This window comes from Arcicella aurantiaca, assembly GCF_003148625.1.
Lineage (GTDB): Bacteria > Bacteroidota > Bacteroidia > Cytophagales > Spirosomataceae > Arcicella > Arcicella aurantiaca.
The window spans coordinates 120,047-130,388 of record NZ_QGGO01000016.1 but is presented as its reverse complement, the minus strand read 5'-3'; the positions used below and the strand labels follow the sequence as shown (position 1 = coordinate 130,388).

At 34.8% G+C, this 10,342-nt stretch carries 12 protein-coding genes; all 12 read right to left on the bottom strand.

The features are described 5' to 3' along the window. Nucleotides 1-31: 31 nt before the first annotated feature. Complete coding sequence (locus LV89_RS25215) at nucleotides 32-175, bottom strand: hypothetical protein (RefSeq protein WP_158279601.1); 144 nt, start codon at nucleotides 173-175, stop codon at nucleotides 32-34. A gap of 63 nt (nucleotides 176-238) precedes the next feature. Then, nucleotides 239-1,228 (bottom strand): hypothetical protein, encoded by a 990-nt coding sequence (locus LV89_RS15460; protein ID WP_109743820.1) that lies wholly within the window; start codon nucleotides 1,226-1,228, stop codon nucleotides 239-241. Nucleotides 1,229-1,309: 81 nt separating this feature from the next. Beyond that, complete coding sequence (locus LV89_RS15455; protein ID WP_109743819.1) at nucleotides 1,310-1,525, bottom strand: hypothetical protein; 216 nt, start codon at nucleotides 1,523-1,525, stop codon at nucleotides 1,310-1,312. Next, nucleotides 1,526-2,494 carry an ATP-grasp domain-containing protein gene (locus LV89_RS15450; RefSeq protein ID WP_109743818.1) on the bottom strand — a complete coding sequence of 323 codons (969 nt, stop codon included), beginning with the start codon at nucleotides 2,492-2,494 and terminating at the stop codon, nucleotides 1,526-1,528. 18 nt (nucleotides 2,495-2,512) lie between these two features. Further along, nucleotides 2,513-3,658, bottom strand: coding sequence for a lysophospholipid acyltransferase family protein (locus LV89_RS15445; RefSeq protein WP_109743817.1), 1,146 nt, complete (start codon nucleotides 3,656-3,658; stop codon nucleotides 2,513-2,515). Nucleotides 3,659-3,684: 26 nt separating this feature from the next. After that, nucleotides 3,685-4,899 carry a zinc metalloprotease gene (locus tag LV89_RS15440; protein WP_109743816.1) on the bottom strand — a complete coding sequence of 405 codons (1,215 nt, stop codon included), beginning with the start codon at nucleotides 4,897-4,899 and terminating at the stop codon, nucleotides 3,685-3,687. A gap of 33 nt (nucleotides 4,900-4,932) precedes the next feature. Further along, nucleotides 4,933-5,127 (bottom strand): hypothetical protein, encoded by a 195-nt coding sequence (locus tag LV89_RS15435; protein WP_109743815.1) that lies wholly within the window; start codon nucleotides 5,125-5,127, stop codon nucleotides 4,933-4,935. Nucleotides 5,128-5,146: 19 nt separating this feature from the next. Beyond that, nucleotides 5,147-5,320, bottom strand: coding sequence for a hypothetical protein (locus LV89_RS25210; RefSeq protein WP_158279600.1), 174 nt, complete (start codon nucleotides 5,318-5,320; stop codon nucleotides 5,147-5,149). 63 nt (nucleotides 5,321-5,383) lie between these two features. Next, nucleotides 5,384-6,067: a tetratricopeptide repeat protein gene (locus LV89_RS15430; protein WP_109743814.1), complete on the bottom strand. Its 684-nt coding sequence runs from the start codon at nucleotides 6,065-6,067 to the stop codon at nucleotides 5,384-5,386. Further along, complete coding sequence (locus LV89_RS15425; protein ID WP_109743813.1) at nucleotides 6,067-6,492, bottom strand: DUF2141 domain-containing protein; 426 nt, start codon at nucleotides 6,490-6,492, stop codon at nucleotides 6,067-6,069. The genes LV89_RS15430 and LV89_RS15425 overlap by 1 nt, the downstream gene beginning before the upstream one ends. 19 nt (nucleotides 6,493-6,511) lie before the next feature. Then, nucleotides 6,512-8,704 carry a TonB-dependent receptor gene (locus tag LV89_RS15420; protein WP_109743812.1) on the bottom strand — a complete coding sequence of 731 codons (2,193 nt, stop codon included), beginning with the start codon at nucleotides 8,702-8,704 and terminating at the stop codon, nucleotides 6,512-6,514. Between the two features lie 233 nt (nucleotides 8,705-8,937). Continuing rightward, the gene (locus tag LV89_RS15415; RefSeq protein ID WP_109743811.1) at nucleotides 8,938-9,837 is read right to left on the bottom strand and encodes a lanthionine synthetase LanC family protein; all 900 of its coding nucleotides are present in this window, start codon (nucleotides 9,835-9,837) and stop codon (nucleotides 8,938-8,940) included. Nucleotides 9,838-10,342 lie beyond the last annotated feature (505 nt).

The window sequence follows — 10,342 nt, the reverse complement described above, 5'->3', positions numbered from 1 at the left end:
TTTTACTGGTTTTCAGCTTACCCAGATGTTACTATGTTAATGATACTGAAATATCTTCGTTACCATCTACGCAGCAGCTTTCTGCTACGTCTGTTGCCATTTGGATTGTTTCCAATCTTTCTTCTGCTTCGATTGTGAAAAGACCTTCTGTTAATTCGATTTCTTGATTTTTCATCGTTTTGTTTGATTTAGTTATTTTGCCTACTCTAATACTGGTTTTCGGCTAACCCAGTTTATCTTAATTGGCGGTTTGTAAAATATTTTCATTTACCACCGACCATGTATTATGCTCATTTTTAGACAGTTGGAACGGCAAAAACTGACAGTATCGCAAAGGGGAATCTTTCAAACCTTCTATTTTATCAGGTGATGCCTCCCAAATACTTTTAAATTCCTCACTATCAATTACTTTCAATAAATTATCTTTTTCAACATTTCCCCAAGCATGGTTTTCCCTCAAATCATTTTTGATATTTCCTTCTTTATCGATACAAACTTTTCGATTGTAAAAAGGATTAAAATGTAATGCTTCGCTGAAATAATTAATATTGACGATGTACCGTTTTTTATAAATACTCAACTCGTCAAGCGACTGCGTGGTGTAAATAATTTTGTCGGTGTATTGGTCTGATTTAAAGCTAATTGGACAATTAATAATAATCAGTTGTTCAATTTTCCGACAAGCTTCAAACACTTTGATTGCCCAATCTTCCTGCCATAATTCTGGTCGATATTCTATAAAAACAACCATTGAACGGAAAGATTTATGATTGATTTCTCTAAAAAATTGCAGTAAAAAATCTTCTTCGATACCATTAATTTGTAATCTCAATTCAAGATGTCGGCATAATAATTCGTCTAATGAATTGATAGCCAAACTAATATCGTATTGCTCAAAATCTGACTCAATAACGGCATTATAAATTCCCGCAGGCACTTGATAACTCAGGTCTATTTCTGGGAAACTCTCGGGCGATTTTGTCTTAAAACCTAAATCCTTTTTGATTAAAAAATCAATGTAATTATCAAATAATTCTGGCTGTTTAGGTGCATATTGGTTCTTTACGATTGCCAACGAACTCTGTTTTAGGTCTTGAATAATTTGAAATAAAATATTCGGAATAAACACAATTTCACCTTTTTGCAAATCATAAATAGCACTTCTCTCCTTGCCCAAAACGGGAATATTATGAGCAAAAAGCTTGAAATATATAGGTTTATTTTCCATCTGATTTAAGTAATTGGTGATTATAAAATTGTACACATCTGAATGGATAGAATAGCGAATTGCAACGCTAAACCCCAACACCTACTTAATATCTTGATAAACAATTTCTGACAGAGGTTTATAAGCGTTGGCATTGATGAAATTTTTGGAAAAATGCCTTTCACTTTTGCTAAAACGATAGCCCGTAAAATGCTCTTTGAAAGTGCTGGATTCAATCCTGACTAAATAACGGTAAGTTGGTGGCAACTGAGCAAGTAACTTATCGTCAAATATTGTTTCTATCCCCTTGATATTCATTTAATTATCTTGTTTAATGAGCCATTCGGCAATAGATTTTTCGATTTTATAATTGCACCTTTCCGACTCTGCCGAATACTGCCCAACGGGATTTACTTCTAAAAAAACTAAGCTTCCATCTTGGCATTTCATCAGGTCAATACTTCCTGTATTCAATCCGATTTTCTCCATAAATACGTTCAGTTTTTCCATGATTTCAGCAGGTAATTGATACGGAACAAAGTGCGTTGAAACCGTATTATTATCCATTTTTCTATCCACACTTCGGGCAGATTTTGGGGTCAATATTGCCGTTGGGAAAAACTGTTTATCGAGATAAAAAACCCTGATTTCAAAATCTGCTTTTACTTTTGCTTGAAAAAGCGTTGGCAAGAAAAAAGCAGGCAAATCTTCCATTCGGTCTTGGGTCATATCGGTCGTGAGCATCACGTAAGTATCATTTTCATGAATATAATGCCCTCTACTGCCCGAAATAGTTTTGGTTATTACGCCTTCTGGGTGTTGGTTCCAAAATTTAAGAGCTTCTTCTCTGTTATTGACAATGCACGATTTAGGAATTATCAAGCCACAATCTTGAGCAATATTTAAGGCTTCAATTTTGTTGATATTGATTTTTTGGAAGGAAGTAAGCCATTTTTTGTTCTTCAAAAGTGTGCTTAAATATTCCATAAAAACATCAATTTCTTTTCTGACTTCTCCTCTCAAATTGGCAGCATGAACACTCTCAAAATTCAAGAAATGATTCATTTCACCCATGAAACGTCTGTGCCAAATTACACTAATTTTATCCTTGAAACTTATACCATTTACTACAATATCTTGGCGGTCAATATCCACTTTGTAAGGGATTTTTGCCCCTAACAAATCCCCGATTGAAATCTTTAAAAAGTTGGCTTTATGATGTAATAACCAACTAATTACGGGGTCTGTACCTTGTTCGTAGGCATCGTGGCTAAGGACTAAAATCATGATTTTGTAATGTTTAGGTTAAACTTTGACTAAAACACCTCGATTGAGAAGGTCGTCTAATAATCCTTGTTTCAAATGGTTTTTAACGATTTTCCGATTCCGCCCTTCTGTTGGTAAAGCCTTTAAATATCCAGATAGATTTCTTGAAACTCCGAAACAACCAAGCGTTTTGCGGTCAAACAAATAGGCTTTTTGTTCATTCAAGCTACAAACTTCATATTTTTCATTATTGAAGCGATATTTCCCTTCTTTGAATAAAGCTAAAAACTGTTTTAAAATAGTCGCTTTATTCAGATGAATTTCTAACGTTGGCTTTTCAAAAAGTTGATCCATAATGAACCAAAAATCCCATTGTGATGGATGTTTACGAAGAATATCCGTAAAAAAATCATAACATTCTTGTAGGGTATCGGTAATGAATTGTTCTTTCGGAATACTTCTCGATGGTTGAATAGGATTACCAAAACGAAGTATGATTTTTCCGAGTGGGTCACGCCTTGCAATCACTGGAATTATCGGTACTCCTGATGCGTAAGAAAGTGCAGGAATGCCTTTTTTACACATAAAAGTATTGTCTAAAAACTTGATTTTGGCAAATGATTTCTTGGCTTCATCTTTCGTTACGCCCCACATTCCATCTACGGTTACTTTCAAACTTTTACCTTCTTTTAGCTTATACATCATCTTGAGCATTACGTCTGGAGAGTCTGCATGAAGAACATCAAAAGTGCTTGGAGCATCGGTATGAAGCATTTCTTTGGAAACTCCTTCGCTGATGGTCAGCATTGTTAGCTCAAAACCATGACGTTGTAACCACTGACTGATTGCCCCGATTGGCCCAAAATGGAAAGTCGTAAATAAGAACGGTTTTTTACCTAAATCATTCAAAAAACTGGTATCGCCTTCTACTTCTATGAGACTGTGCATTAAGTCAAAATCAGTTTGAGATTCTACCGCTTTTCCAAAATATCGGTTGAATAAAACGTCTTTATAAAAGTCCATATCATCAATTTTGAAGTCTGGTAAAAACCGCTGACGATTGGATGAACTGGCTAAAAACTCTCTTAATTTTCCGTTATCTGCTTGAATTTTAGTAAGTTCTTGGTCAATATTTTGTTTGACCTCATTGGCAAAAGATAAATATTGTGTTAAAGTCTTGACCATTGTCTTCGTTTGATTTAGGGTATTTGTTAAGCTGCCTTAAATTTCATGAACATTCCTTTAAACATTCTGACGGTAAAATAGCCTGTTAAGGTATAAAAGAATACTAATTTCAAGATATGAAATGACTCTTCTGCTAAGGTAATCCCCTGTAATTGAGGATATTGCTGAATAAATTTCATTACTTCCTTAAAGTTGTAAAAACTCACATTAGCAAAACCAATCGGAAGTAACATCAACAACGAATACAAAACCAAAGCATAAATAAAAAGTGCCGTTTTTTGTCCCCAAGTCACAATTCCTTCGGTATGAAAAGAAGGTCGTTTTCCTTTAAAATATTGGTACGCTCTTACAGGATAATCAAATGCGGTTCTTGATAAATTAGGAATATCGAAGAAATCACTATAAATCCAGTATCCGTCGTTTCGCATAATCGGGTTAAGCGAGTACAAAGCCAAAGTGGTGTTTGTCAAGAACAAAGCCGATACGATATTTTGGTAAGCACTAAAGTTTTTAAAGATAAAATACAGCACAACATTGATGAGTAATTGGAAATAAATTCCTCCAACGTTTACCACTATACGTTTATAGCGATTCAGTAACCAAACCTTTGTAACATCTGTATAAAGCACTGGAAAAATCAAATAAAAGCCAAACCCAATTTCTTTTGCCGTTATGCCAAATCGTGCGGCGGCAGAGGAATGTCCAAATTCATGAAGCATACTCACCACAAATAGAAAAACATAGCTGATAATGAATAAAAATATGCCGTCTTTTAAGGAAATTCGACTATCAAACAAACCACGTAGATAAATACTTTTTACCAATAAGAATGTCCACGTACTGCCCAATAATACCATAATCATGAATATGTATCGGTTAAATAAGAACTTCAAACTGTTTGATATTTTTCCTAAAACTGATTCTGGAATGATACGAATCTGTCCGTAAATATATTTACTTTTGGCATCAACGTCTTTGCGAGCTGGTTGTTTGAATATCTTATCAAGATTTTGGTCGATAACCTGCTCAATCTTCTCTATTGAAGGACAAACGTTATTTTTTTGTGTTAGAAATTCGTGAATTTCCTCCATTTGATACCCTTCTTTTCGGAGTCGGAAGATGTCATAGAGCATCTCTCCCACAAAAAATATTTTGTCATTTCCGTGAAGAGCATATTTATTTTTTTCGACGTGTACAATTTCAACGGATTGTAGTAAGTCGCAATCTTCTGTGATTGTCATGATTTTAGAGGATTAATCTTGTAAGAATGTTAATCAATTTACATTAATCCCATCATCGGTTGTTGGCGAATTACAATCGCAAATACATAAACAAGGAGTAAATATTTCTGTACAACAATTTTCGATTAAGGCTTCAGCAGGCAAATTGATAGTTTCTAAGCGTTCTTCCATTTCTATGCTGTAAAGCGACTCTGGAAGTCCTTCGGTTAATAATTGGTTAGTTTTCATGGCTAAACTTATGGTTGAATTAGAACATTACTTCGTCATCTAAATCAAGGGTGTCATTATCGAAAAGTAAGCTATCAGTAAATTCCGTTGATAGATAAATCATTTCGAGGCGGTCTTCGGCTTCAAGCATCATTAAACCTTCATTCAATTCTTGTTCTTTGTCTTTGGTCGAGAAAAATTTGTTGAAATTCATAATTCGTTATGTTTTAAGATTTGAGGTTTTGTATTTTTAATTTTAGAGATAGACAATCCCTACTTATTTCCCTGTCGAGTTTGTATTGGCAGTTTTAGCCATCATTTTTTCGCATCTTGCAAGCATAGATTTCAGTTCGTCTGTTCCCCAATGTGGTAAAATTCCTGTTTTGGGAGTTTTATTCATCAAATTTTCTGCCTGATTGAAAAGTTCGCAAGCTGCTTTTTTATTGCCACCCACTTGGTCGGGCATTGAATATTTACCCATTCCTAACATCAAATACGCACGTGGATTTTGATTATCAAACTGCAAAGCTTGCGATAAATATTTGCTTGCTTGCATTGAGTTTTTCATGCCTCGCTCCATTACGTCAACCTTAATTTCTGTAAAAGCAATTTGAGCTTTCATCACAAATATTTCGGAATTATTAGGACTTAACGAGTCCGCAATGGCTAAATATCCTTCGGCTTTGTCGGTCAATTCTTCGGCAAGATTATTGTCTTTTTCACGTCCTGCCAAAAGCGTCGCACAAAAAGCGATGTAATAATTGGGTAGCCATTCTGTTTTTTCGACTTTGGCAATTCTTTCAAAATTGTGCATCAATTTCTCGAAATCAGCTTTTTTAGTGGCTGTATCCAACACTGATACATTTTTTTGCATTTCATTCAAATAACGTTCTTTTACTTGGGCATTGATTTGGAAACATCCCCAAAAAGTAATGAGCGATAAAACAATTAGTTTTTTCATTATTTTACAGATAATAAGTTGATAGTTAGATTGATGTCATTTTTGAAGTCAAAGCTGGCTGCTTCAAAAGTGGGAGGTCCTAATTTGATTCTTGGGTTATTTGAAAATCCGAAAGGCTCTTCTGGAATACCAATCAGATTGGTCGTCAAATCTCCACTATTATCCGTATCAACATAAACTCTGATGGCATATTTTCCGTGCGGAATTTTAGAAAAGTCAACGGTTGTTTCACCACTTGCGGGTACTTTTACTGCCACTTGTTTGTAGGTTTCAGACATAAAATCATCAGGATTGTTGCAAAGAGCCACGTGTAGCGTTCCCTGATGTTTTTTGTTACTTTGGATTTTCACTTTTATGTTTTGTGAATAGCTGGCAGTTAAAGCTCCAAAAATCAATGATAGGGTAAGTAAAAATTTCATTTTCATGATTTGTATATTTTAAAGTTTAAAGTCTTCCGTTGATAATTTCGTTGCTTCGGTCGATGCCAAAATTGACAAACAAACCGAGGAAAACGAATGGGTTATTTACTGGCGTAATCGCCGTTCGTTGTGAAGAATCGCTTTTTGAATAATTATATCCATACACTTGCTGATTCCCTAAAATATTACTCACCGTTAGGACTAATACCGAAAACGTTTTTTTAATTTTGGGTAAATAGGCAACGCTCAATCCTAAGTTGTGAAAATCAATCGTTTTGTCACTTAAAAACTCTTCCTTCGGGCGGTTTGGGTTATAATATGGTCGTCCGCTGGCATAGGTATAAGTTAAACCAATATTAGTTGCCAATCCAGAAAAGAACTTCTTTACCACTGCCGAAGCCGTATGGTTTGCGGCAAAAGTTGGTTGAGCCAATTTAGCATAATTCAAAAACTCTCTTTGGGTATCTAAAAATGAATAAGTCAGCCAATAATCAAACCCTTTGAAAGTCTTTTTATCTCTCCAAAACAATTCTATTCCCTGTGCGTAGCCTCTACCGTTGTTATTAAAATCGGGAACGGTTTTGACTAAACGTTTATAATCTTTGTAAAATAATTCTGTTCGGAACGAATGATAACTATCTGATTTTTGATACGTCAAAATATAGTGGCTTGCGTTGGTAAAATCTAAATTTTGCTTTTGCCAAAGTAAATTATTGTCAGGTTTCTGATAAAACTCTCCATACGAAGCCGTCAGCACACTTGCATTCATAAAAGTATAGCCTAACGATGCTCTGGGGGCAATATTTGCTTTATCCATCAAAGAACTATATTCGTATCTTAGTCCAATTCTTGCCGTCAAATTATCTGACAAATAAGTATCTGTTTCTACAAAAAGAGCCGTTAAATTATCCGTTTGAGCCTTTTCAAGCTGTTTTTTTACCGAGATAATTTTTTCATCATTATTTTGGAATTCACTTCCAAAATGCAATTTTGAACGATTAAAAATCTGTTTGGTCAAAACCCATTTGGCTTGCAAATAACTTGAATTAAATTTCCCGACGGAATCAAATACAGTTATCGCAGAGTCTATTCTGTATGCACGGATAGCATTATTGTCGTAATTGCCACTCCAAGATAATCCTGCGTACATTTTCCAACCATTATTCAAATTCTGTTTGTAGGTCAGATTGGTATAAACGTTTTTACTTTTTATCGTAATTTCGTCTTTAACACCTTCATAATCAGCATCTTTTTGAGTTACACCTACGCTATTTGAACCGACACTTCCATAAAATTTCAGCATTCCGCTCGTGCCTATTTTTTGTCTTGCAAAAAACGTTGCATCTAAATATTCTGGAACTTTGTCAAACTGCATAGAAGGTTTGGTGACTGAAAACACAGGAGCGAGATTTGTATAATTTACGCTTCCTCCCCACGAGTTTTTACCATTTCTATTGACTTTATTTACCCCTGCTCCGAGCCAAAAAGGGGTTATGGTGAGGTCTGCACTACTTTTTAACGGAATATCTTCCGAATCTAAAATTAAGGTTGAAGAAAGTGCCTGACCGTACAATGCTGAATATCCGCCACTACTAAAAAACGAACCTTTGAATAAACCGGGGGGAAAACGACTTCGTGACGCCACACCCGACGGCGAACTGTAATTGAAATTATTAACTACCAAACCATCAATGACCGTTTTGGTTTCGCTGCCTGTTCCTCCCCTGACGAACAAATCGCCACTTTCGCCAATTTGTTGAGCTCCCGGAAGTGTTTTGAGAGCCGACGTGATATTTCCATCACTCGCAGTGGTTAAAATATCCAAAGGTTTTAAAGTAGTTACTCGGCTTTTATCACTGCTGGTAAAGGCTGGATTTCTGACGACCACTTCTTCAATTCTGGAGGCTTTCATCGTAAAAACCACTTCTACGTTTATAGTTGCTCCCTTTGTAATTTCAATCGGCATTGTTACGTCTGCAAAACCTATTAAATGACAAACCAATTTTTGTTTCCCAAGTTCCTGCGTTTCAATCTGGAAAGAACCGTCTTTCAGGCTGGTTGCTCCGTCGTAAGTACCATCAATAGTGATACTCGCCCCGACCAAAGGATTGACTTTATTGTAGGTTGCCACACCTCGTATGTAGGCTTGCCCCCATGAAATGCTACCGTACAGGCACAGTCCAAACGTGAGGCAGACGAGCGTCTTCCATCGTAACATTTTAATATTTTTTAGTGCAAGTTAAAATTTTGCTTACCTCTTAAAATCTATAACATCCTGATTGATAGCGAGTTTAAACACAACACAATCCAAAACGTCGGTAGTTTTAACAACTAAATTCTAATTAAGTAAATTTAGGCAATGTTTGATTATGCTGTAATAACTTGATTAATCACGAGTTCTAACACTAAATCCTAATACCTAAATCCCAACCCCTAATTAAGAGGTCATTTTTATCCTGCCAAATACGTAAGCAAAGGACTTATTTCTTCTTTTTCTAATTCTTGAAAAACCATTAAAATTCCTGCTAATCCATCCAAAATATTGTCTTCACGACCTGCGTAATAACCATTTTGTAATTCTATTTCCAAGAATTTTTCAGTTCTCATTCGCCAATATTGGCTTGATTTCAGATAGGCTTCTTGACCCGTTTCTTGATAAAGAGCGTTGTACAAAACTACTAAGCCAATTGAACCATTTGCCAGCGAAGAGTCCGTAATTTGGGTTTGTTCTTCACGTACACGGGTGGTTGAATGCAAGCCGATATTCTCAGCGATTTCGTAATATTTGCTTTCTGAATCACCTTTTGATTGGCGATAGAATAATTTTACAAGGTGTAAATCTCCGACAGTCCACGAGAGCGTATTGTTGCTCGTCCAAGTGTCTTCATCAAATGCTTCAGGGAAAAATGAAAATTGTTTCCAATTGGCATTTAACTTCATTTTTTTACTTAATAAAAACTGCGTTGCTTTTTCGATAAAATCTTCAATTACTAAATCCTTTATCATTTCATTTTCTCGACCCAACCAGAGCAGAAGCCCCATTAATCCATTTTGAAAAGATAAATCTATTTCTTCGGTTTCAAAAAGGTTGTTCAAGAACACATGAGTTTTGTCGAAGTTACTTCCAGAAGTATTCCAAGACATTTGAATTTTGATGAACCAATAACTTGCTCTTTGGGCATTTTCTTCCCACCAAAAACCAGAAAATTGGCTTTGTTGATTAGGATTTATTTCCATTTTAATTTGATTGACAATTTCTTCATATTGTTGTGAAAAAATTCTATCAACTTGTTCTGAGCTAATTGAACTTATAAGTTCTTTTGCAAAATTTGGAATGTCTAACTGATACATAAGTGCGTAATTTCAAGTCTTCATGGCAACTTTCATAGTTAATAGTTTAAAGAGGTTAACTTGAGGTTTCTTTTATTTAAATAATAATTTTAATAGTTTTAGAGGTAATCGTTTTATCTGTTTCAAAGGTCTTTAAATAAATTCAGAGATTAAATTTTATTATACAAAAAGGGTAGTTTTGCTATACGAATGATTGGTTTTAGAGGATTTTATGATTAGAACCATTCCCCTGTTCTTATAGATTTTCTTGATTGATTATCAACCAATTCATTGGTATTGTTAAACTTAACAATTGATACTTTTTTTACAGTTAGATTTGAGGTTGAAGTTTTCATGTTTTCTTAGTTTTTGAGGTTTTAATAATGTTTAAAAATTACAAATCAAATTAGCTTTAAATTTACAAATAACTGATTATCAAATGTTTAATTCAAAATATTCTATTATTTTATTATTAAAGACTAAATTAAATTTGTTTCGTTGTTTTCTTGATTCAAAGTTGCATCAA